The organism is Flavobacterium sp. FlaQc-30, assembly GCF_044005885.1.
Taxonomy (GTDB): Bacteria; Bacteroidota; Bacteroidia; order Flavobacteriales; family Flavobacteriaceae; genus Flavobacterium.
On sequence record NZ_JBIPCO010000003.1, the window covers coordinates 389712 to 415773 of the forward strand.

The 26062-nt window shown below is 32.9% G+C and carries 19 protein-coding genes; 12 read left to right on the forward strand and 7 right to left on the reverse strand.

Annotated features, from left to right (window positions below; genetic code table 11):
- The first annotated feature begins 112 nt into the window (after positions 1-112).
- From corA to ACHRV0_RS09835, 12 genes are all read left to right on the forward strand, one after another.
- Positions 113-1183 (forward strand): magnesium/cobalt transporter CorA, encoded by a 1071-nt coding sequence (corA, locus tag ACHRV0_RS09780; protein ID WP_129024601.1) that lies wholly within the window; start codon positions 113-115, stop codon positions 1181-1183.
- Positions 1184-1240: 57 nt separating this feature from the next.
- Entirely contained in the window at positions 1241-3334 is a 2094-nt protein-coding gene (gene pta / locus ACHRV0_RS09785) for a phosphate acetyltransferase (RefSeq protein ID WP_395440720.1), read from the forward strand.
- 166 nt (positions 3335-3500) lie between these two features.
- Entirely contained in the window at positions 3501-4685 is a 1185-nt protein-coding gene (locus ACHRV0_RS09790) for an acetate/propionate family kinase (RefSeq protein ID WP_395440721.1), read from the forward strand.
- 103 nt (positions 4686-4788) lie between these two features.
- Positions 4789-7533 (forward strand): histidine kinase, encoded by a 2745-nt coding sequence (locus ACHRV0_RS09795; protein WP_395440722.1) that lies wholly within the window; start codon positions 4789-4791, stop codon positions 7531-7533.
- 244 nt (positions 7534-7777) lie between these two features.
- Positions 7778-10783, forward strand: coding sequence for a SusC/RagA family TonB-linked outer membrane protein (locus ACHRV0_RS09800; protein WP_129024600.1), 3006 nt, complete (start codon positions 7778-7780; stop codon positions 10781-10783).
- A 4-nt stretch (positions 10784-10787) separates the two neighbouring features.
- The gene (locus tag ACHRV0_RS09805; protein WP_395440723.1) at positions 10788-12251 is read left to right on the forward strand and encodes a RagB/SusD family nutrient uptake outer membrane protein; all 1464 of its coding nucleotides are present in this window, start codon (positions 10788-10790) and stop codon (positions 12249-12251) included.
- 73 nt (positions 12252-12324) lie between these two features.
- Complete coding sequence (locus ACHRV0_RS09810; protein WP_395440724.1) at positions 12325-13698, forward strand: glucoamylase family protein; 1374 nt, start codon at positions 12325-12327, stop codon at positions 13696-13698.
- A 12-nt stretch (positions 13699-13710) separates the two neighbouring features.
- A complete protein-coding gene (locus tag ACHRV0_RS09815; protein ID WP_395440725.1) occupies positions 13711-14424 on the forward strand; it encodes a prolyl oligopeptidase family serine peptidase in 714 nt (237 codons plus the stop codon).
- Between the two features lie 10 nt (positions 14425-14434).
- Positions 14435-16735, forward strand: a complete 2301-nt coding sequence (gene bglX / locus ACHRV0_RS09820; RefSeq protein WP_395440726.1) for a beta-glucosidase BglX — start codon at positions 14435-14437, stop codon at positions 16733-16735.
- 92 nt (positions 16736-16827) lie between these two features.
- Positions 16828-17613 (forward strand): glycerophosphodiester phosphodiesterase family protein, encoded by a 786-nt coding sequence (locus ACHRV0_RS09825; RefSeq protein ID WP_395440727.1) that lies wholly within the window; start codon positions 16828-16830, stop codon positions 17611-17613.
- Between the two features lie 61 nt (positions 17614-17674).
- Positions 17675-19603: a family 43 glycosylhydrolase gene (locus ACHRV0_RS09830; protein WP_395440728.1), complete on the forward strand. Its 1929-nt coding sequence runs from the start codon at positions 17675-17677 to the stop codon at positions 19601-19603.
- A 171-nt stretch (positions 19604-19774) separates the two neighbouring features.
- Positions 19775-21166: a M20/M25/M40 family metallo-hydrolase gene (locus ACHRV0_RS09835; protein ID WP_395440729.1), complete on the forward strand. Its 1392-nt coding sequence runs from the start codon at positions 19775-19777 to the stop codon at positions 21164-21166.
- A gap of 362 nt (positions 21167-21528) precedes the next feature.
- Here ACHRV0_RS09835 and ACHRV0_RS09840 read toward each other — a convergent pair whose 3' ends face one another.
- The 7 genes from ACHRV0_RS09840 to ACHRV0_RS09870 form a co-directional block, all read right to left on the reverse strand.
- Entirely contained in the window at positions 21529-21834 is a 306-nt protein-coding gene (locus ACHRV0_RS09840; RefSeq protein ID WP_395440730.1) for a hypothetical protein, read from the reverse strand.
- Between the two features lie 3 nt (positions 21835-21837).
- Positions 21838-22290 (reverse strand): hypothetical protein, encoded by a 453-nt coding sequence (locus ACHRV0_RS09845; RefSeq protein ID WP_395440731.1) that lies wholly within the window; start codon positions 22288-22290, stop codon positions 21838-21840.
- Positions 22291-22378: 88 nt separating this feature from the next.
- Positions 22379-23056 carry a YiiX family permuted papain-like enzyme gene (locus ACHRV0_RS09850; protein WP_395440732.1) on the reverse strand — a complete coding sequence of 226 codons (678 nt, stop codon included), beginning with the start codon at positions 23054-23056 and terminating at the stop codon, positions 22379-22381.
- Positions 23057-23220: 164 nt separating this feature from the next.
- The gene (locus tag ACHRV0_RS09855) at positions 23221-24126 is read right to left on the reverse strand and encodes a hypothetical protein (protein WP_129024590.1); all 906 of its coding nucleotides are present in this window, start codon (positions 24124-24126) and stop codon (positions 23221-23223) included.
- A gap of 19 nt (positions 24127-24145) precedes the next feature.
- Entirely contained in the window at positions 24146-24964 is an 819-nt protein-coding gene (gene kdsA, locus ACHRV0_RS09860) for a 3-deoxy-8-phosphooctulonate synthase (RefSeq protein ID WP_129024589.1), read from the reverse strand.
- Between the two features lie 230 nt (positions 24965-25194).
- Complete coding sequence (locus ACHRV0_RS09865) at positions 25195-25542, reverse strand: hypothetical protein (protein ID WP_395440733.1); 348 nt, start codon at positions 25540-25542, stop codon at positions 25195-25197.
- A gap of 29 nt (positions 25543-25571) precedes the next feature.
- The gene (locus ACHRV0_RS09870) at positions 25572-26024 is read right to left on the reverse strand and encodes a 2-dehydro-3-deoxyphosphooctonate aldolase (protein ID WP_395440734.1); all 453 of its coding nucleotides are present in this window, start codon (positions 26022-26024) and stop codon (positions 25572-25574) included.
- Between the last annotated feature and the right edge of the window lie 38 nt (positions 26025-26062).

Consider the following 26062-nt stretch of genomic DNA (forward strand, 5'->3'; position numbering starts at 1 on the left):
TTTATGTAGAATCGACTGGAATGTGTCTATTTGCTAGGATTTTTATAAAATGATAATTGTCATTTCTCATTCGGATTCTTTTTCGTAATATTACTATTGTAAATTTTTTTGAATGAGAAAGATCAAATACAAGAAAGGAAGAAAGCTGCAGCATATTACTTTAGAGTACACAGGCTCGCATAAAGAGCATGAAACCGAGATGCAACTTTTTGTATATAACGATACAGATGTTGTTGAATATGATAAGTTTACCGTTCTAGCTCTAAATTCTTGTTTTGATTATACTAAAAATAATTGGCTTAATATTCATGGTTTAAATGACATTGGTTTACTTAAAACTATAGGAGCGCATTTTAAATTTGATGATTATTTATTGGCTGATATTTTAAACACCACTAAAAGAACCAAACTAGAAGAACAGCCTGATATTTTGTTTTTCAACATAAAATCGCTTTTGCCTTCGGAATATTCAGATAATATAAGTGTTGAACAGCTTAGCTTTATTTTAAAAGACGGAATTTTAATTTCTTTTCAAGAAAAGCGAAGTGATTTTTTTACGCATATTCGCGAACGCCTTCGAACGCATTCAGGAATTGTAAGAACTAAAAAAGTAGATTATCTGCTTTATTTGTTATTAGATGCTGTAATCGAAAACTTCTACATTACAATTGAAGATGAAGAAGATAAAATTGAAGAATTGATCAACTTGACTAAAAAAGGGGCAGATCCTGTTATTTTAGAAAAGATTGAAAATCACCGTGATAACTTTAATTTTTTAAAGCGTTCAATTGTTCCTCTTCGAGATTCACTTTATTACTTAAAAACGATTAAAGATGATGACACCAACAGTTTGATACAAAAGGAAACTTTTAATTTTTTTATCAGACTGCATCAAAAAAGCTTAGAGCTTTTAGAGCAAATAGAATCAGATATGAGCTCACTTGAAAGTGCTTCTAACTTTTATTTTTCGGAACAAAGCCGAAAAATGAACGAGATTATGAAAACCCTTACTATAATTTCGGCCATATTTATACCCCTTACTTTTATTGTTGGAGTTTACGGTATGAACTTTGAAAACATGCCAGAGCTAAAATACCGTTATGGTTATTATAGCGTGATGGTGGCAATGGTTTTACTGGTAATAGCCTTGATTGTTTATTTCAAGAAAAGGCGTTGGTTTTAACCTTATAAATATTAAAATAGAATTCAAATAGATACGTTAAGTTTCAAAATATAAATTATGAGTAAAGCAATATATATAGCAACGAGCGATCACAATAGCGGAAAATCGATTATTACACTCGGTTTGATGAGTATTTTGATTGGAAAAACAGCCAAAGTAGGGTATTTTAGACCTATTGTAGAAGATTTTGTCGATGGCGAATTAGATAATCACATTGAAACTGTTTTATCGCATTTTAACCTCGATATTAAGTTTGAAGATGCTTATGCCATCACAAAGAGTAAACTGATTAAGAAAAAGAATAAAGGAAAAATAGGTGAGGTTTTAGATTTAATTATCGAAAAATATAAAAAACTCGAAGAACGTTTTGATTTTGTTTTGGTAGAAGGAACAAGCTTTACTGGCGAAGGAACTTCAATAGAATTAGATTTGAATGTTTTAATTGCCAAAAACTTAGGAATTCCAACAATAATTATTGGTTCAGGAGTTGGAAAAACGTTGGAAGAATTGGTTGACAGCTTGTATTTAGTTTACGATTCTTTCAAAGTAAAAGAGGTTGAGGTTTTATCTGTTTTTGCCAATAAAGTGCAGCCAGAAAATATTGAATTAGTAACTAAAAGTCTTCAAAAAAGTTTACCGGAGAATGTTTTAGTCGATACAATTCCGTTAATTTCAAGTTTAAACAATCCAACGATGCAGGAAATTGTTAATGAACTTGATGCTAAAGTTTTGTTTGGAGGCAACTATTTAAATAATGAAATTGGTCACTTTAGCGTTGGAGCCATGCAATTGCATAATTATTTAGTTCATTTACATGATAATGCGCTTGTAATCACTCCTGGAGATCGTTCGGATATTATTTTAGGAGCTTTGCAAGCTAATGAATCAGCAAATTATCCAACAATATCAGGAATTATCCTAACAGGTAATATTGTTCCAGAAGAAAGCATTTTAAAGCTTATAGAAGGACTTTCGGCAATTGTTCCAATTATAGCAGTTGACGGTGGAACGTATCATATTACCAACAGAATTGGTGCCATTAAGTCTGAAATATATGCTAACAACACGCATAAAATTGAAACATCGATAACTACTTTTGAAAAATATGTTGATAACGAAGCTTTATCCGAAAGATTAATCACTTTTGAAGCTGAAGGCATGACGCCAAAAATGTTTCAATACAACATGGTTAAAAGAGCCAGACAGCATCGTAAACATATCGTTCTGCCCGAAGGAAATGATGAGAGAATTATTATTGCAGCTTCAAGACTTTTGTCGATGGATGTTGTGGATATTTCGATTATTGGTGAAAGAAAACAAATTGAAAGTAAAATTGCAGAACTTGGAATTGCATTTGATTTTTCTAAAGTGAATATCATCAATCCAAAAGAATCTGAATTGTATGAAGATTATGCTAATACTTATTATGAGCTTAGAAAAGCAAAGAATGTAAGTATTACAATGGCAAGAGATTTAATGGAAGACGTTTCGTATTTTGGAACCATGATGGTTTATAAAGGTCATGCAGACGGAATGGTTTCGGGTGCGGCACATACTACACAGCATACTATTCTGCCAGCTTTGCAATTCATTAAAACTAAACCTAATTCGTCTGTAGTTTCATCTGTGTTTTTTATGTGTTTAGAAGATCGAGTTTCTGTTTTTGGAGATTGTGCTATTAATCCAAACCCAACTGCCGAACAATTGGCAGAAATCGCCATTTCATCGGCAGAATCAAGCTCAGCTTTTGGAATTGAACCAAAAATTGCCATGCTTTCTTATTCTTCTGGATCATCAGGAAAAGGCGATGAAGTAGATAAAGTGAGAGCCGCAACCGAAATTGTAAAACAAAAACGTCCTGATTTAAAAATTGAAGGCCCAATTCAGTATGACGCTGCAGTTGACCGTGCAGTTGGAAAAAGTAAAATGCCAGATTCTGAAGTAGCAGGACAGGCGAGTGTACTAATTTTTCCAGATTTGAACACAGGAAACAATACTTATAAAGCAGTACAAAGAGAAACAGGAGCATTGGCAATTGGTCCGATGCTGCAAGGACTAAATAAACCAGTAAACGATTTAAGCCGTGGTTGTACTGTAGACGATATTATCAATACAGTTGTAATTACAGCCATTCAGGCGCAGGGAATGTAATATAATTATGAATTGTTAATTGTAAATTGTGAATTTATACTTTGTCTTGATAATTACTTTTATTGTAGTGTAAATTCAAAATATGCAAAGCAAATAAAAAAAGTTTTGAGTCTTTTATAAAACTCAGCACCTTAGAAACTTAGCATCTTAGCACCTTTAAATAAAAATGAAAATACTAATAATAAACTCAGGAAGTTCATCAATAAAATATCAATTAATGGTTATGCCGGCAAACGAAGTAATTTGCAGCGGTATGATTGATAGAATTGGTCTAGAAACATCAAATATTATGTTTAAAACAGCTTCAAATTCGCGCGAAGAGATATTGCCGATTCCAACTCATAAAGTAGGATTGCAAAAAGTAGCAGATATGCTTTTGGATGCTGACAAAGGAGTAATTAAAACAACTTCAGAAATTGCAGCCGTAGGGCATAGAGTCGTACACGGAGGAAGTTATTTTTCTGATACAACAATTATTACAGAAGAAGTAAAAGAAAAAATTAAAGAACTTTCAGAATTAGCTCCGCTTCATAATCCAGCGCATTTGGTAGGAATAAATGTTGCAGAAGAAATATTTGCCGAAGCAAAACAAGTGGCTGTTTTTGATACTGCATTTCACCAGACAATTCCAGTTCAAGCTTATAAATATGCGATTCCAAATTATCTTTTAACAGAGAATAAAGTCCGCGTATATGGATTTCATGGAACAAGTCATAAATACGTATCTGAAAAGGCAATAGACTACTTAGAGAATAAGTCTAAAATTATCACAATACATTTAGGAAACGGATGCAGTATGACTGCTGTAAAAGACGGAAAAAGTATTGACACAACAATGGGATTTTCGCCTGCGAATGGTCTAATAATGGGTACAAGAGCGGGAGATATTGATCAATCTGTAATATTTTATATGATCAAAAATTTAGGATATACACCAGATGAAGTAAATTCTATTTTATTGAAACAAAGCGGAATGCTAGGTCTTACAGGTTACAGTGATTTGCGTGATATTGAATCGGAAGCAGAAAAAGGAAACAAAGAATGTCAGCTGGCTTTGTTAATGAATGCTTATAGAATTAGAAAAACTATTGGAGCTTATGCAGCTTCTTTAAACGGATTAGATGCTATAATTTTTACAGCTGGAATTGGCGAAAACTCATCGTATATGCGTAAGCTGGTTTGTACAGATATGGATTATTTTGGAATTGAAATTGATGATGATAAAAATCAAATTCGTTCAAAAGAAATTAGAGAAATCAACAAGCCAAGTTCAAGAGCAAAAATACTTGTAGTGCCAACTGACGAAGAGTATGAAATTGCAAATCAGGTTTATCAATTGCTGAATAATTAAAGATTTTAAATTGAAGATTATAAGAAAGCTCCTTGTTGGGAGCTTTTTTTATGGCTTCAGATTAAATATTTGTGAGTATCTTTGAGGTATAAATCCGAATATTTTGAAATCGAAACTTTTTAAATTACTATTCTTCTTTTTCATTGCTTTTCAAATCCAAGCACAAGAATTACTTCCCTTCGTTGAAAATTACAATAAATCAGATTATCAAGGTGATAATCAAATCTGGAACGTTGCTCAAGGTAAAGATAAGGCAATGTATTTTGCAAATAATCATTATCTGCTGCGTTATGATGGTGTCATTTGGGAAAAGTACTCTTTGCCAAACAAAACGATAATTCGCTCGATTTTAATTGAAGGCGATCGAATTTATTCAGGATCGTATAAAGAATTTGGATATTGGTACAGAAAAGATGGTAAAATGCACTACGTTTCTATTACCAAAAATCTTCGCTTATTTGATGAAAAAGACAATGAAGAAATCTGGAAGATATTCAGGTTTAATGGATCATTGTATTTTCAATCCTTCAATGATGTTTTTATTTATGACGGAAAACATATTCAAAGAATCAAATTTCCCTTTTTAGTATCCTATTGCTTTGTCGTAGATAAGAACCTTTATGTTGCTTCTGTCGAGAAAGGTCTTTTTAGAATGAATGGAACAAAAATCGCAATTCCAAAAGGCTGGGAAGTTTTGAAAAATACCGTTGTGCATGCAATCGAAAAATATAACGGCAAAACTTATATTTTTACGCAAAAGCGAGGGATTTTTGTTGCCGATAAAGAGGGGCTAAAACCTTGGAATAACCCATTGAATGAAACATTAAAATCTAACGGAATTAATGTTGCCAAATTTATTAAGAATAATAAACTCGTTGTTGGTACTGGTAATAAAGGGGTGTTTATTTACGATTTTAATGCCAATACATCTAAAAATATTGACCGAAACAATGTTTTGATGAATAACTCGGTGCTAAGCATTGGTTTTGATAAAGAAGAAGATCTATGGCTTGGTTTAGATAACGGAATTGCTCATGTTGAGGTAAATTCTCCAATTTCGTTTTTTTATGATAATTCTGGAATCTTGGGCTCTGTTTACTCCGTTGCCACTATTGATAAAGGATATTTAATTGCTTCAAATCATGGTATTTTTGAGTTTGATTCTGGAAACTTCAAAATGATGCCCAATACACAAGGGCAGGGATGGAATATCACCAAAATTGGAAGTAAATATGTTATAGGTCATAATGATGGTACATTTTGTTATGAAAATGGTGCTTTGACAAAGATTAATAATGTAAATGGAGGTTGGAACTTATCAAAAAGTATTATTAATGATACTTATTTTCAATCGACTTACAGCGGAATCTTATTATATAACAATGCTTCGGATCTTAGTCAAAGCAAAAAAATTGACGGACTATCAAAACCTATAAAATATGTTGCTCAAAATAAAAAAAATGAAATTTGGGCGGCAGATAATTATCGTGGTTTATATAGAGTTTTCTTAGATGATAATTTCAAGACCAAGAAAGTTGAGAACATTACGCAGCTAAGTAAAATCAAAAATGATTTTGGAGTTAAGATTTTTGAATTTAGAGGAGAAATTCTTTTTTTAATTAATAACGTTTGGTATACGTTTAATTCGATCACAAATAAATTAGAAGAGAACGAATTATTCAATACCAATTTTAAAAATATCTCTGATGTAGTTGCCATAGATAAAAATCATTTTATTGTTTTACAAGAGGGTGTTCTCTATCATATTTATGCAAATGAAAATAAATTTGTTTGGAATATTATTCAAGAGAAATACTATAAAGGAAAGTTGATTAATGAAAATCTAAGAATTTTTAGAAGTAACAATCATTATTTATTAAATCTTGATGATGGATTTATTTCGCTTCAATTAGAATATGAAAATAAGCAGAACAAAGGCGTTAGAATTGAAGCTTATAATAATGGTGAACTTCTTCCGGATGAAAGTAGAATAAAACACAATACGGAACTTAGAATAAATGTGATTTCTGGAATTTATGGAGCCAGTAAGCCAAATTTATTTTATCAGATAAATAATGACAAGAAATACGTACCAATTTCAAATGGCGCAGTTGTTTTAAATAACTTAAGCAGCGGATCACATTCTGTCGTGATTTTTAAACATGATGGTGCTAATTATGATAAAGTTTCAAGCTTTGAGTTTAAAGTTTCGCAGCCTTGGTATTTTTCATTTTGGATGGTGTTGCTTTATTTATTGGTAATAGCCGCAGTTTTATTTTTCTATTACAAATGGAACAAACTTCGTTATACACAAAAATTAAAATTGCAGGCAGAAGAATTAAAACATCAGCGCGAAATTCTTGAAATGGAACTTAAGAAAGAGAATGAGCTGAATATTCAAGAATTTGAGAAACATATTCTAGAGCTTGAATTGCAGACGAAATCATCTGAAGTTGCGGGTAAATCTTTGTCGATTGCTAAACAAAGCGAAATGATCGAAAACATTCAAGGTATTCTTGATTCTGAAAAAGATTTCAATAAACTAAAAAGCGAAATCAAAAAGGCAATAAAGATAAATGAGGTTAATAAACACGAATGGGAGACTTTTGAAACAAATTTGAATCAAATTCACAATGAGTTTATTATTAACCTTTCTAAAAAGTATCCCCATCTAACTCCAAAAGATATAAAACTCTGTGTTTATCTTAAAATGAATCTATCGTCAAAAGAAATTGCACCTTTAATGAATATTTCATTTAGAGGTGTCGAATTACATAGATACCGCTTAAGAAAGAAACTTAGTCTTACCCAAGATGAAAACCTGTCAAAGTTTTTATTAAGTCTGTAAGATTTGGTTTTAAAATTTATAGATCTTATATTTTTCCATCTCATTTTTTATATAATTCTAATACATCAATACTACATCATAACGTTATGTTAACAGATTTTATTTAACATTTATATGTTTGATAATCATTTATATAGCTTAAAAATTTAACACAATGATGTAGTTATGTTGTAGTGGTATCTGATGTACTACAACGTTGTAATTGTTTAATTTGGCTCTACTAACTTAAACGATTACATACTGTATGAAAAATTTTATTTTTAGCTTTTTAGCGCTCTTATTGTTACCATCTTATATGATGGGGCAAGCGCAAGCAATTAAAGGAAAAGTAGTAGACAGCAGCGGAATGGGAATTCCTGGAGCAATAATCGCTTCATCTGATGCTCGTGCTACTGCTGATGCAGATTTCGACGGAAACTTTACTATTAATGCAAAACCAGGAGATATATTAAAAGTCTCTATGTTGGGTTTTAATTCAGTTTCTGTACCGGCAACTGCCGCACCAATGACAATTACCTTAAAAGAAGCAGAGGATACTGCATTAAAAGAAGTAGTTGTAATTGGATACGGTACAAGAAAAAAGATTGATAATACATCTGCTGTAAGTTCAATCAAATCTGAGGAAATTACCAAAATGAAGGTAATAAATGCTTCTCAGGCTATCCAAGGTAAAGCAGCTGGTGTTCAGGTATCTACTTCAGATGCGCCTGGAAGTACGCCATCTGTTGTAATCAGGGGAGCTGGTACTGCATTAGGAGGAAGAAATCCTTTATATGTAGTAGACGGTATGCCTACTGATAATATCAACAACATTAATACTAATGACATTACATCTTATGAGATCTTAAAAGATGCTTCTTCATTAGCTATTTATGGAACTAGAGGTGCAAACGGTGTAATTATGATTACAACCAAAGCAGGTAAAGGAAAACTTGTTGTAGATGTTGAAAGTTTTACAGGATTTAGAACACCTCTAAAAACGGTAAAAATGGCAAATGCTGACGAGTATGTTCGTTATAGCAACGCAGCTTACATCAACGATTACCCTCAAGGCAGATTCTCTGCAAATCAACCGTACAATACAGACTGGTTAGATGCGATTACAAGAACGGGATCTTATACTCAAAACAATCTTGCAATCTCTGGATCTTCAGAAAATGTAAAATACTTTTTTAGTGTTGGAAATTATGAAGAAAAAGGAATCTTAAACGGTTCAGATTACGGACGTACAACTATTAGAAATAATAATGAGTTTAAACTTTCTGATAAAGTTAAATTAACTCAAAACTTTAGTGTAAGTACTATAAAGAATACACCAATGCCTTTGAGTGCATTTACTAATGCTTACAGACAATCTCCACTTGTTCCTGTGCGTTATGCAAATGGTAAATATGGTGTTCCATTTGTGTCAAATGGAGTTGTATCAGAAACTGGTGCATCATTTAATAATGTTGGGAATCCAGTAGCTCAATTGGATTATACTAATGAACAGCAGCAAACTGTTATGCTGCAAGGAGGATTAAAATTAGATTATGATATTATCAAATCATTAAAATTTACTTCACAGTTTAATGGAGAGTTTTATACTTACAAACAGTATAACTATGTTGATAACCAGGCTCTTTGGCTTTCTGCAGATCCTACTCGTGTAGTATCAAAATATCCAGGTGATTTGAATGTGAACACTTTGACAAGAAATAGAGACCAATATTTTAATTGGAACTTATCTAACTATTTAACGTATAATAAAGTTTTTGCAGAAATTCATGATGTTGAAGTTACAGCTGGTATTGAGGCGAATGTGCAAGGAACTAGAGAAAAGTTAACAATCGATAGAAAGAATGTAAATGCAAACTCAAATTATTGGTCTTTAAAAGATGTTAATGTTGCAGGTACTGTTACAGGTTTAAAAGATGAGGCTTTAAATCAAAGAAGATTGGCATCTTATTTTGCTCGTTTTCAATATAAATTGTTAGATAGATATTTGCTTACAGGTACTGTAAGACGTGATGGATCATCTCAATTTGCTGAAGACAAACGTTGGGGAACATTTCCATCAGTTGGTTTAGGGTGGGTAGTTTCAAAAGAAAGCTTTTTAAGTAATGTTGAGCAAATTAATTTATTAAAAATTAGAGGTTCTTGGGGTAGATTAGGAAATCAAAATGTGCCTCTTAATACTCAATTATTGACTTCAGGATTAGATTATTCTGGTTTAGGAGGTACTACAATTAATTCTCAAGTAGATCCTAATTTATCTTGGGAGATTGTTGAAGAACTTTCAGGAGGTTTCGATTTTGAAGTATTGAACAGCAGATTAAAAGGGTCATTTGATGTGTATGATAAAAACACAACAAATACAATTTTGAATGTTAAACCATACTCAACTTCTGGAATTACAGTTGCTACGCCTGCACATGTTGGAGAGGTATCAAACAAAGGTTACGAAATCTCTTTACGTTGGGATGATAAAATCAATGACAATTTAAGTTACTGGGTTGGAGGAAATTTTTCTCATAATAAAAATGAACTTACAAGTCTTAAAAATGTTCAGTTAAATCCAATTATTGGAGGAAGTTTAGGAAATGGTCAAAATACTAAAATCCTTGATAACACTTCAGTAGGACAGCCATTAGGTAGTTTTTACATGTATGAATATGCAGGGGTTGACCCAGCAAATGGTCAAATGTTGTACTATAAAGCAGATGGTTCTAAAGTTGCTCAAGCAGGATTAGATGAACTAAAAGACAAAAAATACGTTGGATCTCTTTTACCGACTTCTAACTATGGTGTTACTTTAGGATTAAACTACAAAAACTTTGATTTTTCTGTTGATGGTTACGGAACAGGAGGAGCAAAAGTATATAACGGAAAGAAAGCGCAAAGATTTGGAGGAGAAAATGTAGAAGCATCAATGGCAAACGGTTTTTGGACACCTACAAATACTACATCATCAATTCCTGCACCTTCTAATTTAACTCCTTACGCTTCAACTTACTACTTGGAGTCTGCAGACTTTTTTAGAATCAATAACATTACTCTAGGATATAAATTACCACTTAGAGAAGATAGTTTTATTAGTTTTTGCCGAATTTATGTAAACGCAATTAACCCATTTATTACGCAAAAATTCTCTGGATTCTCACCAGATGTTGTATCAGATGGTAAACTAGTTGAAGGTACTCAAGGGGTTGAGTTAGATGCTTACCCATCATTGAGATCATTTGTAATTGGTGCTAATTTAAAATTTTAATATTATGAAAAGATTATATATATCAATGTTTGTTCTTTCTGGATTATTATTATCCGGATGTTCAAATGACTTTTTGGATGTTGAACCAACAGAAGCTATTCCGGCTGATCCTAATTTGGTAAATAGCGATGATGGAGCTAAAGGTTTTGTAACAGCTATTTACAATCAGTTTTTAGGATGGGAAATGTCATCTTTTGGATGGAATGCAGTTTCAAGTATCATCACTGATGACGCCGATAAAGGTTCTGATCCAGGAGATGCAGGTGGAGATAAAGACATTGTTGATGCTTTAACTTATAATGCTTCAACTGCTTCATTTCAATCAACTTGGAATGCCAATTATGCTGGAATTAACAGATGTAATCAAGCATTAGAAATGTTCCCTAAATTAGATAAAGCATCGCCTGATTTAAAAGCTAGATTAGTTGGGGAAACAAAATTCATGAGAGCATTTATGTATTTTACTTTAGTAAAAGGATATGGAGGAGTTCCAATTATAGATCATTTAGCTACAGTGCCAATATCTGAAGAAGACAGAAAAATGCAATTGACACGTAAGTCAGTAGCAGAAGTTTATGCTTTTATCGAGCAAGATTTAAATGATGCTATCGAAGCTTTGCCTTTAAAATCAGCTTACACAGGAGCAGATGTTGTTAGAGCTTCTAAAGGAGCAGCATATGCTTTATTAGCAAAAGTAAATCTGTATCAAAAAAAGTGGCAAAAAGTAATTGACAATTGTGATAAAGTAACAGGTTATTCTTTAGTTTCTGATTATGCTTTACAATATAAAAAAGAAGGAGAATTTGGTCCAGAATCTATTTTCGAAATCAATGGAGTAGGTTCTACTTCTAGCCCAGGATTTGGAATTGGAAATTATACTGTTTCTCAAGCGCCTCGTGGAGCTGGAGGCTGGGGTTGGGGATTCAATACGCCAACTAAAGGTTTAGCAGATGCTTATGAGCCTGGAGATGTTAGAAGAGATGCTACAATTATTTTTAGAGGTTCAGTTTTATACGATGGTAGAGAAGTACCATCAACTGTAGCAAACCCAAGATATAATTATAAAGCATATTCATCATCTTTTTACAATCAAGAATTTACTGATACAAATCTTAGATACTTAAGATATGCGGAAGTTATATTAATGAAAGCTGAAGCATTAAACGAATTAGGACAAACTTCGGAAGCTATTCCTTTAGTAAATCAAATTCGTAAAAGAGCAGGTTTAGGAAACACTCCTTTTACTTCTCAATCAGATATTAGAAAAGCAATCTATAAAGAAAGAAGATTAGAATTTGCTTTTGAGCATGACAGATGGTTTGATATAGTTAGAACAGGACAAGCCGAAGCAGCTATGGCAGCAGATGGTAAGACTTTTATTGTTGGAAAACATGAATTATGGCCTATACCAACGTCATTCTTAAGAGAAGCAAATGGGCTTTCTCAACAAAATCCAGGTGGTTATTAATTAACATCTTAAAATCACTTCCTCTAAACGTTTAGAGGAAGTGATTATTTATTCAATATTTTAAATTTTTATAATGATTAGAATTTCAGTTTTATTTTTAGCTTTTACTTTTTTTGGATGTGGATCCTCTGCTGTTAAATCTAAAGGAAATACAGAAGAAAAAACTTCTAGTGTTGCCCTGACAGATGAGCAGCTTATTGAAATGGTTCAAAAACAAACCTTCAAATATTTCTGGGATTATGCAGAACCAAATTCTGGATTAGCACGAGAGCGTTATCATCCTGACGGAAATTACCCAGAGAATGATTCAAACATTGTTACAACAGGAGGTTCTGGTTTTGGTTTAATGGCACTTGTATCAGGAATGTCTCAAGGCTATATTACCAAAGAACAAGGAGTAGAAAGACTTAACAAAATTGCTGATTTTTTAGGCAAAGCAGATCGTTTTCACGGGGCATGGTCACATTGGATTGACGGAAATACAGGAAAAGTAAAACCTTTTGGAACCAAGGATAATGGCGGCGATTTAGTCGAAACTTCATTTTTGGTTGCAGGAATGATTACCGTTCGTGAATATCTTAAAACAGGTTCAGAAAAAGAGAAGGCTGTTGCTGCAAAATATGATGCACTTTGGAAAGGCGTTGACTGGCAATGGTATACCAATAACAAAAATGTTCTATACTGGCACTGGTCGCCTAATTACGACTGGCAGATGAATTTTCCGCTTGAAGGATATAATGAATGTTTAATTACTTATGTCTTGGCAGCATCTTCACCAACACACACAATCGATGCAAAAGCATATCATGAAGGCTGGGCTAGAAGCGGCGGAATTGTTACTTCAAAAACAAAGTATAACATTCCTTTAATTCTAAAACATAATGGAGCTGAGGAGTTTGGCGGACCATTATTTTGGGCACATTATTCATACGTTGGCTTAGATCCAAATCAATTAACAGATAAATACGCTAATTATTGGGATTTAAATGTTAATCAAACAAAAATCAATTATGAATATTGCGTTGAAAATCCAGCAAAAATAAAAGGTTATGGTTCTGATTATTGGGGATTAACAGCATCATATTCTAGAAATTCTGATGGATCAATTGGTTATAATGCACATATGCCAAGTAATGATCAAGGCGTAATTTCTCCAACTGCAGCTATAAGTTCAATCGCATACACACCAAAAGAGTCTATTGCTTTAATGAGAAACCTTTATCAAAACCATAAAAAAGAAACGTGGGGCGAAGCAGGTTTTTATGACGCGTTAAGCTTAGGAAATAATTGGGTTGCAAAAAGATATTTGGCAATCGATCAAGGTCCAGAAGTAGTAATGCTCGAAAATTATCGCACAGGACTATTATGGAAATTATTTATGAATGCTCCAGAAGTAAAACAAGGTTTAACAAAACTTGGATTTAAATCCGGAAAATACGGAATTTAAGGTTTAGTATTTATGAAATATAAAGCAGGCTTATTGTTTATCCTTTTTTCTCTAGTTGGTTTTGCACAAAGTGAAACTACAGGAAAAATTAAAACGGTTGTTGTAACCAATTATGAATTGGGATATGTTTTACACAAACCGTTAAACACAAAAGAGAAAAAGCCATTAATCGTTTTTATTTCAGGAGATGGAGAAAAAGGTACAGACCTCGAAAAAGTCAAAATTAACGGCCCTTTAAAATATCTAAAAAGCCATCAGCTAGATGCTTATGTTTTAGCGCCGCAATGTAAAGAAGACGAAAATTGGGATACAGAATCAATTTATCAACTGATTTTGAAAATTCAGAAAGAAAATAAAATTGATTCAGAAAGAATATATGTTACTGGTTTAAGCTCAGGAGGCTGGGTTTCATGGAATTTGGCTTTTGCACATGCTGATCTATTTGCCGCAAACGTACCTGTCGCTGGTTTTGTAGATTTAATTCAGTTAGAAAAAGCCTGTGAAATAGCCAATATTCCAACCAGAATTTATCACGGTTTATTAGATGATGTGGTCAATGTAAATTATGCGATTACGATTTACAAAGAATTAAAAAAATGCAATGCAAAAGATGTTCAATTGACCATTTTTGATGATGCAGGTCATGACAGCTGGACAAGAGTTTATGACAATCCTGAAATTTATAACTGGATGTTTAAACAGAAAAGAACGAATACGAACAAATAAATATAATAGAATGAAAAACAAATTAGTCTTACTATTTTTAGGATGTGCTGTTTTGGGTTATGCCCAAAAAAAGAATACTAAAAATACAGTAAAAATTAAACCAAAGTCAGAGTTTGTAGCTGAGCTATTGTCAAAAATGACATTAGACGAAAAATTAGGTCAGCTTAATTTACCAACTTCTGGAGATATTACAACAGGACAAGCAAACAGTTCTGATGTGGCTAAAAAAATTGCTGAAGGTAAAGTTGGAGGTTTATTCAATATTAAATCTGTTCAAAAAATTAAAGAAGTACAAAGAATTGCAGTTGAAGAAAGCCGATTGAAAATTCCATTGATTTTTGGTATGGATGTTATTCACGGTTATGAAACAACATTTCCAATTCCGTTAGGATTATCTTGTACTTGGGATATGGGCTTAATCGAAAGAAGTGCACAAATTGCAGCGCAAGAAGCTAGTGCAGACGGTATCAACTGGACATTCTCACCAATGGTTGATGTTTCTCGCGATCCGCGTTGGGGAAGAGTTTCTGAAGGTTCAGGTGAAGATCCATATTTAGGAAGCGAAATTGCAAAAGCAATGGTTAATGGATACCAACAACACGATCTTTCTAAAAACAATTCAATTATGGCATGTGTAAAGCACTTCGCTTTATATGGCGCGCCAGAAGGTGGTCGTGATTACAATACTGTAGATATGAGTCATATCAGAATGTTCAACGATTATTTTCCTCCTTACAAAGCTGCTATTGACGCTGGTGTAGGTTCAGTTATGGCTTCTTTTAATGAAGTTGACGGAATTCCTGCAACTGGAAACAAATGGTTAATGACAGATGTTTTAAGAAAACAATGGGGTTTTAAAGGTTTCGTAGTAACAGATTTTACAGGAATTCCTGAAATGATCGAGCACGGAATGGGAGATTTACAAGCAGTTTCTGCTCAGTCTCTAAATGCTGGTGTTGAAATGGATATGGTTGGAGAAGGTTTTTTAACAACTTTGAAAAAATCTTTAGACGAGAAAAAAGTTACAATGGCGACAATCGACAATGCTGTTAAACTTATTCTTGAAGCAAAATACGATTTAGGATTATTTAATGATCCATATAAGTATTGTGACGAAAAAAGAGCAAAAACAGAAATCTTTACTTCAAGCAGCAGAAAAGAAGCAAGATCAATCTCTGCACAATCATTGGTTTTATTAAAAAATCAAAACCAAGTATTGCCTCTTAAAAAATCGGGAACAATTGCTTTAATCGGGCCATTGGCAGATGCTAAAGAAAATATGCCGGGAACTTGGAGTGTAGCGACAAAAATGGAAAATGCTATCTCATTATTAGCAGGAATCAAAGAAGTAGCAGGAAAATCTACTAAAGTATTATATGCAAAAGGAAGCAACTTAGATTACGATGAAACTTTTGAAACCAATGCAACAATGTTTGGAAAAACATTGCACCGTGATTCTCGTTCAAAAGAAGAATTATTGGCAGAAGCTTTAAAAGTAGCAAACCAGTCAGATGTAATTGTTGCAGCTCTTGGAGAATCTGCAGAAATGAGTGGAGAATCTAGCAGCCGTACGAATTTAGAAGTTCCACAAGCACAAAAAGATTTATTAAACGCATTATTAAAAACTGGAAAACCAGTAGTTTTAGTTTTATTCGACGGTCGTCCGTTAGTTATTAAAGAAGAAAACGAAACTGTACCAGCTATTTTAAATGTTTGGTTTGCAGGTTCAGAAGCAGGTTATGCAATTGCTGATGTTTTATTTGGAGATGTAAACCCTTCAGGAAAATTGACTTCAACTTTCCCAAGAAGCGTTGGACAATTACCAATTTACTATGCACACAAAAATACAGGAAGACCACTTTCTAACACAGAAGGAAAATTTGAAAAATTCAGATCTAACTATATCGATGAAAGAAACGAACCATTATTCCCATTTGGTTTTGGTCTAAGCTATACCACTTTTGATTATTCAAACTTGAAAATTTCATCAGATAAAATGAATTTCAATGGAAAATTAAAAGTTACAGTTGATGTAGCAAATACTGGAAATTATGACGGAAAAGAAACAGTTCAATTATACATTAGAGATTTAGTTGGTTCAGTAACAAGACCAGTTAGAGAATTGAAAGGTTTCCAAAAAATAGCACTTAAAAAAGGTGAAAAACAAACCGTGACTTTTGATATCACAGTTGAAGATTTAAAATTTTATAATTCTGATTTACAATTTGTAGCAGAACCTGGACAGTTTGATATTTTCGTTGGAGGAAATTCAACTGCCGACAAGAAAGTTAGTTTTGAGTTAACTAAATAGTTGGTTTATTGGTTAGTTAAAAGCCCTTCGTTTGGTTGACGGAGGGCTTTTTTTCTAAAAGGACATTTTTATTCAATTATAATTTCAAAAAAATGAATACTAGTAAAATATTTAGAGCCCTTCTTTTTTTCGCAGTAATAATAGCTTTCCATTCTTGCAGTGTACAAAATAATGGAATTGTAGCACATCGCGGCGCATGGAAAAAGAATAATCTTCCAGAGAATTCTATAGCGGCTTTAAGACACGCTATCGATTTGAAAAATGCTGGTTCTGAATTTGATGTTTGGAGAACTGCTGATGATTCTCTTGTAATCAATCACGATGCACATTATAACAAATTACTTATTGAAGAAACAAATTACGCAGATCTGATAAAGTTCAAACTTTCAAACGGAGAGAAATTGCCAACTCTGCATGAATATATTACAGAAGGCAAAAGAAACAATAAGCAAACACTTTTAGTCTGCGAAATAAAACCTTCAGAAATAAGTAAAGAACGAGGAAAAAAGACCGCTTTGAAAGTCGTTGAAACCATCAAAGAACTAAAGGCTGATAAAATCACCTGCTACATTAGTTTTGATTATGAAATATTAAAACAAATTAGAGCAGTTGATCACAAAACCGTTTTACAATATTTAGAAGGAAATAAATCGCCGAAAGAAGTAAAAGCGGACAATATTAATGGCATTGATTATCATTACTCTGTTTTCAAAAAACATCCTGAATGGATTAAAGAAGCAAAAGAAAATAATATTATTCTAAATGCTTGGACCGTTAACGAAGCTTCAGATATGGATTGGATTATTGAGAGTAAGTTTAATTATATAACGACAAATGAGCCAGAACTTTTGGCACAAAGAATAAAAGAGAAAAAGTAGTTTTCAAGAAAAGCTTAATTCAAAGCAAATCATCTTGTTTTTAAACTTTAAAAATCAAAAAATGAAAAATAGATATACACTACACTTAAAAGTGCTTTCGCTGCTTTTAATAGTTAGTTCAATCGGTTGGGCGCAAAATACTAATATTCCTGGTAAAACAGAATGGTTTGATCCAAATAAACCCGCAACAACTTATTGTAATCCTATAAACATTGGATACAACTATACAACCGAAAATCATAATGGAATTCCAGTATCTCGACGTTCAAGCGCAGATCCTGTTATTATTACTTTTAAAGGCGAATATTATTTGTTTGCCACAAATCAAGCAGGCTTTTTTTGGAGTAAAGATATGTCTGATTGGAAATTTGTCTACGGAAGTTTTCAAAGAAAGCCTGCAGATGATGATCAATGTGCACCAGCAGCTTGGGTTGTAAACGACACCTTATTTTATGTTGGTTCTACTTGGAAAAGAGATCATCCAATCTGGAAAACCGATGACCCAAAATCAGGTCAATGGCTGCGACATGTTGATAAAGCAATGCTGCCAACATGGGATCCTGCCATTTTTCAAGACGATGACAAAAAAGTATATATGTACTATGGTTCAAGCGGAAAATTGCCGCTTGTAGGTGTAGAGGTAGATTACGATACGTGGCTTCCAAAAGGAAATCAGGCTGATTATGCAGAATTGTACAAAGCTACTGAAGTAGAAGATATTCAAAAAGTGTACGGTCAAGTAAAAGAAGTTGCAATATTAGATCCTGCAAATCACGGATGGGAGCGTTTTGGACCAAACAATGATATGGAACCAGCACCTTGGGGAAATTTTATTGAAGGCGCTTGGATGACAAAACACAACGGAAAATACTATATGCAATATGGTGCACCAGCAACAGAATTTAAAGGTTATGCAAACGGAGTTCATGTAGGCGATAATCCGCTAGGACCTTTTACCTATCAAAAACACAATCCGATGTCATACAAACCAGGCGGATTTGTAATTGGTGCAGGTCACGGAAATACATTTGCAGATAATTATGGGAATTATTGGAACACAGGAACATGTAAAATATCTATTAAAGACCGTTTTGAGCGTCGTATCGATATGTTTCCAGCAGGATTTGATAAAGATGATGTAATGTATTCGATAACTTCTTATGGAGATTTCCCAATTGTACTTCCAACAAGTCAGCGTGATCAAACAAAAGGAGCTTCATCAGGATGGATGCTGCTTTCGTACAAAAAGCCAGTAACCGTTTCTTCATCTGAAGAATGTATGGAAGTCGAAACACACAGAATGGATAACGGAGGTAAAAAAGTATATGAAAAGTTCTGTTATGGCCCTGAAAATTTAACCGATGAAAATATCCAAACCTATTGGTCAGCCAAAACAAGTGATTCTGGCGAATGGCTTCAAATGGATTTGGGCAGATCAATGGAGATAAAGGCATTGCAGATTAATTATGCAGATCATAAAGCAACACAATACAATAAGGCAATGGATATTTATTATCAATATAAAATCTTCATGTCTGATGATGCTCAAAACTGGACATTAGTTGTCGATAAATCTAAAAATGCAAAAGACGTTCCGCATGATTATGTTGAACTTACAAAGTCAATAAAAGCGAGATATATTAAGATGGTTAATATTCATAATGCATCAGGATTATTTGCAGTTTCAGATTTCAGAGTATTTGGAAACGGATTACAGGCAAAACCTAAAGCTGTTTCATCTTTTAAAGTAGATAGAAAAGCAGCTGATTCACGTAATGCAATGATTTCGTGGAAAAAACAAACAGATGCAATAGGATATAATATTTACTACGGAATTACTCCAGATAAATTGTACAACAGTATCATGGTTTATGGTGAAAATTCATATGACTTTAGAGGCTTAGATAAAGGTACAAAGTACTATTTTACAATTGAAGCTTTTAATGAAAATGGAATAGGAGATAAAGCTAAGCTTATAGAAGTGAAGTAATCTTATTCTAATAAAATAAATGAACTCCAATTGCAAACAAAATAAGTTTGCAATTGGAGTTTTTTTTGAGAAAGGTTTAGGGAAAAACTCGTACAGTTTTAAAAGATTTTTGTTCCTTTGTGATCTAAGCTAAAAAAAACTCAAACAAAAGACCAAAACGCTATAAAAACTATGAAAAAAACGATTCTTTTAACTGCTTTAGTTTTAAACGGATTGACATTATTTGCCCAATCAAATGACGAGAAAAACATCAAATTATTCTATAAGAAAGCCTTAACCGAAGCAAAATGTTATTCTTGGTTAGAATATCTGTCTAATGATATTGGAGCACGTTTATCAGGCTCGGCAACCGCAGAAGAAGCAGTTCAATATACCAAAAGACAATTAGAAAGTATTGGGCTTGATAAAGTATACTTACAGGAAGTTATGGTTCCTCATTGGGTGCGCGGCGAAAAAGAAACGGCGTATATCCTTGACGGAAAAATAAAAACAGCCGTTCCAATTTGTGCTTTAGGCGGATCTGTTGCAACTGCAAAAACAGGACTTACTGCAGAAATTATAGAAGTGCAGGGTATTAAAGAATTGAGTGAATTGGGGGCTGATAAAGTAAAAGGAAAAATTGTTTTTTATAACAGACCAATGAATCCTGAAAATATCGAAACATTTACTTCATACGGAGCTTGCGTAGATCAAAGATATGCTGGTGCAAAAGAAGCTGCTAAATTAGGAGCTGTAGGAACAATTGTTCGTTCGATGAATTTGCGTTTAGATGATTTCCCACACACAGGAGCACAAAGCTATGGCGATTTAAAAAAAGAAGAATATATTCCAACAGCAGCAATTAGTACAAATGGTGCCGAATTGTTGAGTAAATCTTTAAAAAGAAATCCAGCTTTAAAATTCTATTTTAAACAATCATGCGAAACTTTACCAGATGCATTATCTTATAATGTTATTGGAGAATTAACAGGAACAGTAACTCCCGAAAATATCATGGTTGTGGGCGGACATTTAGATTCTTGGGATTTAGCAGACGGTTCTCATGATGATGGAGCAGGAGTAGTACAAAGTATGGAAGTAGTTCGTATACTTAAAAACTTAAATTACAAGCCAAAAAATACAATTCGTGTTGTACTTTTTATGAATGAAGAAAACGGCGGAAGAGGCGGAGCGAAATACGAAGAAGTTTCAAAACAGAAAAAAGAAAACCACATTTTTGCATTAGAAAGCGATTCAGGCGGATTTTCTCCAAGAGGATTTTCTATAGAAGCTGATGATGCTAATTTTAAGAAAATACAAGGATTTAAAGACTTATTTGAGCCTTATTTAGTACACAGTTTTACAATTGGGCATGCAGGTTCAGATATTGGTCATTTAACGTCTAAAGCCATCGTTAAAGCAGGTTTAAAACCAGATTCACAACGCTACTTTGATTATCACCACGCTGCAAATGATAAATTTGATGCTATCAATAAAAGAGAATTAGAACTTGGAGCGGCTACAATGACTTCGTTGATGTATTTATTAGATCAAAACGGAATTGAATTACCGAAAGCGAATTAAGATTTAAAAGTCGATAATACATAAAATAGACTGTCATTTTTGACAGTCTATTTTTTTTTTTGATAAAAGTAATCCCAGAGGGATGATGTATTTATAGAAAGAATAGTCATTTTATGGTAAACCTCCAGTGGATCGGGATATAAACAGAAAATAATTATGTCGCTCCGCTGGAGCTTTTTGACTTTGTGTAATTGTTTTTCTATAAATATTATGCTTCTCTGAAGCAAAAATAATTTTAAATACCAAGTGAAAATCCCAGAGGGATGAAATATTTATAGAATAGAAGAATCGTGTTTTTAAGAAAGCTCCAGAGGAGCGACATATGTTTTGGGATAATTAAGCGAATGATTCATAATTTGTATTTAAAGCCTCATCACAATCAAATAATACAAAAAGGTTATTGGAATATTAGAAAGCAGTATTAAAATCTTAAATGCAATCTCTTTTCGATATTCCGGTAAATGAATAAATCGATCCGTTAGATTCACTAACATTATAATATTTACTATTATCGCAGAAGACGCAAAAGGCCATGCAATAACTAATACATTCGGGCTCTCATTCGAAATAATATAAAGCACAAACAAGATCGTACTAATAATAAAAGTGCCAACAGCCAATTCAGTCGATTGCTTTTCTTCAAAAGGTTTGTGATGAGTTGTTTTCATAAATTAAATTTTAAAGGATTGCTGAATAGTATGAATTGGTTTTAAAAGCATTTTTGAAAAATCAAGATAATGGAATGGCAGTGCTCGTTTTCCTTTTTTGTACTGCTTGATAAAATACAGCAGTTTGTTTGGGTAAAACACCGTTCCAGAGAGTACAACCATAAACAAATACAGACTTCGTTTCCCATTTCCAAAAAGATAATATTGCATTCCAATTTCTTCATATACAGAAATACCCGTATTTGTCAAGACATGAATAATGTCATGATCTTCAAGTTTTTCTTGTATGTCGAAATGATTCTTATACAGAAAATTTCCTAATTCACGGCCTAGACTTCCTTCAGGATAATCCATTAATTGCGTTTTATCAATTTCCCAAGGTTCATTTTTTTTAAAGTATTTTTGATACGGCTTTTTACTGCATTCATAAAGTTTTTCAATCAGATAATCTCGCATAAATATGTATTTAAAAGTTCTTTGAAATTCAAAGTAAAATAATAAATAAAAAAGCCAATTGATTTTCGAATTAGCTTTTTGCTGTTTTTTAATAATTATCAACTACAGTTTTTAGTAAACTCGAATCTGAAAGATCAGAAGGAGCAACTACTTTCTCTTGAAGCGGAATTTCATTACCATATCGTTCTTTTAATATTTTTTGAACTCTGACATCAGTTAAATTAAAATCTTTTAGTTCTCTTAATTTCGAAAGCTCAATGTCCGCGGCATTTTTATAAATTTTCCAAACCAGTTCAGAACAATAGATTCGGTTATCTGTCCATTCAAAGTAAGAATCATACTCTTTACCGTCAAACTGCTGGCTGTAGTCTTTCATTTTTTGAAGAACAGCAGGAGTTAAAACCGAAGTATCTTTTAATCTTTTTACCACATATTTATTGTCTTTTCCGTGCTTAATCCAATCCTCAAACGGAGTTAGTTTTACAGGTTGAACTGCTTCAAAAACGAACCATTTTCCGTTTATATCATAAATAATTCCACAATGAGAGAACTTTGAGTTTGTGGCAATTCGCACCGCTTCGCATTGAGGCGATTGCGACGTTTGAAAAATAATATCACCATCCTGAATTTTACTCACAACCTTATTTTCTGTTTTTGTTTTAGAAGAAAAGGGATTATTAGGAAAAACAGACATTGCTACAAATAAAGCAAGACCAAAGCTCAGTAGAAATGTAATGCCGAGAAATAGATATTTTTGTTTTTTCATGTTTTTATATTTGAAAGCTAAAATTACTTTTTTAGATGTTATATCAAATTTGTTTTGATAAAAAATTAACACAATCAAAAAGAACTTTGAATTACAAAGTAAGTAATAAAAAAAATAGTTACCAAATAAATGATAACTATTTTTAATTCTTTTCTTACGAAATATTAGATTCTGAAAATACCGCCAACAGCAATAATTCTTTGAAAAAAGAAAAAGTCTTGCGAAGCCTTATCTTCACTACTTACTGTAGTTCTAATATCCTGCATATTGATGTAACCGCCTTTTAATTCACCCTGAATATAGAAGTGTTTGAAAAAAGTAACATTGATACCCGCTTTTGCCGAAACACCGTAACCAGAAACGTGAAAATCATCGTGACGATCTTTTCCTAGTAAAGTTGTATTTGTTTTAGGATACAAAAGTCCAGCACCTAAACCTTCAGTTAAGTTAATTTGTACCTTATCTATATTTGGCAGACCAAACCATTTTGAAATATCATCAAATCTTGAAACCTCAGTATTAATGTAATTCAAACCATCTGTATGTTCGTACATTAAAAAAGCTGGACCGTTTACATTTATTTCACCATTGCCATAACCACCTTCTTTAGCTCCTCCCTGAGACATATCGACAGGAGTATTGTTGTAATTACCATTGTAAATTGATGCAGGATCATCCGAAGGCAAATTGATGTATCCGTTAACATTTGCAATTTGGTTCTGTGCCATCACATATTTCATGTGGTCTACACCAATTGTTACGCTGTAATGATCACTAAAAAAATAACCTAACCTCAAATTGGTTTGCGGAATCGTCATGTTTACAGGATTGACATAATCAACATGCCAGCCTTTTGGTTTGTCATGAGCCTTCATATTTTCAACTGTAAAGTTGTAATCTTTACCTCTGAAATTTACATCAGAGTTAGAATAACTTTCTCTGTTTCCACCCCACATCACAAAGAATTTTCCTTTATTATGAGCAGCGTATTTTTGTACCGGAATTTCCTCTTGGGCAAATGTGCTTAAAGAAACACAAATCAAGAAGAAAAATAAAAATTTTGTTTTCAAAGAACTTAGTATTATAAATTTAGAATGAGTTAACTGTTTTTCTAATAGCAACTAATTTTGTCATTAAACCTTCAAAATAGTCTAAGTGAAGCATATTAGCACCATCACTTTTTGCATTAGCAGGATCAAAATGAGTTTCGATAAAAATACCATCAACACCTACGGCAATACCAGCTTTGGCAACCGTTTCGATCATATCTGGTCTTCCGCCTGTAACTCCTGCTGTTTGATTTGGCTGTTGTAATGAGTGAGTAACATCTAGAACAGTAGTTGCATATTGCTGCATAGTAGGGATTCCTCTATAATCAACAATCATGTCTTGGTAGCCAAACATAGTACCGCGATCTGTAACCATAACATTTTCGTTGTTACAATCTAATACTTTTTGTACAGCGTGTTTCATGCTTTCCGGACTCATAAATTGTCCTTTTTTCAAGTTTACTGTTCTTCCTGTATTTGCAGCTGCCACAACTAGATCAGTTTGACGAACTAAGAAAGCTGGAATTTGTAAAACATCTACGTATTGCGCAGCCATGTCAGCATCTTCATTAGTATGAATGTCTGTAACTGTTGGAACGTGAAAAGTTTCAGAAACTTTTCTTAAAATTTTTAAAGCTTTTTCGTCTCCAATTCCTGAGAAACTGTCAATTCTAGAACGGTTTGCTTTTTTAAAAGATCCTTTAAATACATAAGGAATTTGAAGATTGTCGGTAATACCAACTAATTTTTCAGCAATTCTAAGAGCCATTTCTTCTCCTTCAATAGCGCAAGGTCCCGCCAATAAAAAGAAATTTCCGCTGTCAGTATGCTTAATTTGTGGAATATGTTGTAAGTTCATAAAATTATTTTTTTGCACTGCAAAGGTAGTCATGATTTATGAATAGCAGATGAAGATTTAAGATTATTTTAAGAACTCGAATAACTGACTAGAAGCTTAGTAGAATTAAGGAATTTTTAAATTTTCTTTAGAATGATTAAATGCTTTTTTCAAGACAATATTAAAGCATGAAAAGGACATGATAAATGACATTTATCATGTCCTGAAGTTTTACAGTTTAATGTTGTTTTTTAGTTTTGACTAATACCTCTTTTCGATTTATTTTCTCTCCATCTTTTTACCAAAAATTGAATAATAATAACGACAAGAAGAATTAAGAAAGTCAACAAAATTAGTGCGGCAATTGCTAAAAGAGGCATTCCGCATCTTGTTATATCGGGATGCTCATCATGAAACCTTGAAAAGTTTGTGGTGGCAGTATATAAAGAAATAACAGAACAAACAATCTGCAGAAGAACATTAAGGATGAATACCTTTTTGAATTTAAACGAACCAGGTTTAATAATTGCAAATGTGCCAAATAGCAGCTGAGATAATAAAGGAAGAATAATTAAAATAAAAGGAATCGATCCAAACATTGTTACTTATGCATTTATCAATTATAGATTTACTCTTTTTTCAAAGTCAATCCCATCGGAACCATCAAAATTCCTTTTTCATAAATATTCAAATACAGTGTTATCGGTTTTTTTTGTCCTTCCCAAGTCAATTCGTAGACATTTAAAAATCCAGCACCCATATCGCTTCTTTTGGTAGGAAACGGGCAGCAGGTCTCTAAACGTTTATAAGTAATTTTTTCACCGTTTGGGCCAGCTAAAGCGTTTAAAAAACGAACTTCGTTTGTGGCTTCATCTTTTGTATTTCTAAAAAAAATATTTACAGGATAATCAGGATCATAACCGTACTTTTTGTCTTTGCTGAATAGCGAAATAACAAAAGTATTGTTTTTGCCTAATACCAAATCAGGCGCATTATCATCTACATTTTTTAATGTTGATTTTGTACTGATGCAAGATGATACAGTAATTAGTAAAATAATGAAAAGAGCTGTTTTTTTCATGGTTTGATCTATTTTGGTCGTACAAATGTAAAAGGTTT

Bases quoted from the DNA above. Each gene is read 5' to 3' on its own strand.
- ACHRV0_RS09805 (WP_395440723.1), top strand. From the start codon at position 10,788: ATGAAAAGATTATATATATCAATGTTTGTTCTTTCTGGATTATTATTA.
- pta (WP_395440720.1), top strand. From the start codon at position 1,241: ATGAGTAAAGCAATATATATAGCAACGAGCGATCACAATAGCGGAAAA.
- corA (WP_129024601.1), top strand. From the start codon at position 113: ATGAGAAAGATCAAATACAAGAAAGGAAGAAAGCTGCAGCATATTACT.
- ACHRV0_RS09865 (WP_395440733.1), bottom strand. From the start codon at position 25,542: ATGTTTGGATCGATTCCTTTTATTTTAATTATTCTTCCTTTATTATCT.
- ACHRV0_RS09835 (WP_395440729.1), top strand. From the start codon at position 19,775: ATGAAAAAAACGATTCTTTTAACTGCTTTAGTTTTAAACGGATTGACA.
- ACHRV0_RS09825 (WP_395440727.1), top strand. From the start codon at position 16,828: ATGAATACTAGTAAAATATTTAGAGCCCTTCTTTTTTTCGCAGTAATA.
- ACHRV0_RS09840 (WP_395440730.1), bottom strand. From the start codon at position 21,834: ATGAAAACAACTCATCACAAACCTTTTGAAGAAAAGCAATCGACTGAA.
- ACHRV0_RS09830 (WP_395440728.1), top strand. From the start codon at position 17,675: ATGAAAAATAGATATACACTACACTTAAAAGTGCTTTCGCTGCTTTTA.
- ACHRV0_RS09845 (WP_395440731.1), bottom strand. From the start codon at position 22,290: ATGCGAGATTATCTGATTGAAAAACTTTATGAATGCAGTAAAAAGCCG.
- ACHRV0_RS09850 (WP_395440732.1), bottom strand. From the start codon at position 23,056: ATGAAAAAACAAAAATATCTATTTCTCGGCATTACATTTCTACTGAGC.
- kdsA (WP_129024589.1), bottom strand. From the start codon at position 24,964: ATGAACTTACAACATATTCCACAAATTAAGCATACTGACAGCGGAAAT.
- ACHRV0_RS09810 (WP_395440724.1), top strand. From the start codon at position 12,325: ATGATTAGAATTTCAGTTTTATTTTTAGCTTTTACTTTTTTTGGATGT.
- ACHRV0_RS09800 (WP_129024600.1), top strand. From the start codon at position 7,778: ATGAAAAATTTTATTTTTAGCTTTTTAGCGCTCTTATTGTTACCATCT.
- ACHRV0_RS09870 (WP_395440734.1), bottom strand. From the start codon at position 26,024: ATGAAAAAAACAGCTCTTTTCATTATTTTACTAATTACTGTATCATCT.
- ACHRV0_RS09790 (WP_395440721.1), top strand. From the start codon at position 3,501: ATGAAAATACTAATAATAAACTCAGGAAGTTCATCAATAAAATATCAA.
- bglX (WP_395440726.1), top strand. From the start codon at position 14,435: ATGAAAAACAAATTAGTCTTACTATTTTTAGGATGTGCTGTTTTGGGT.
- ACHRV0_RS09815 (WP_395440725.1), top strand. From the start codon at position 13,711: ATGAAATATAAAGCAGGCTTATTGTTTATCCTTTTTTCTCTAGTTGGT.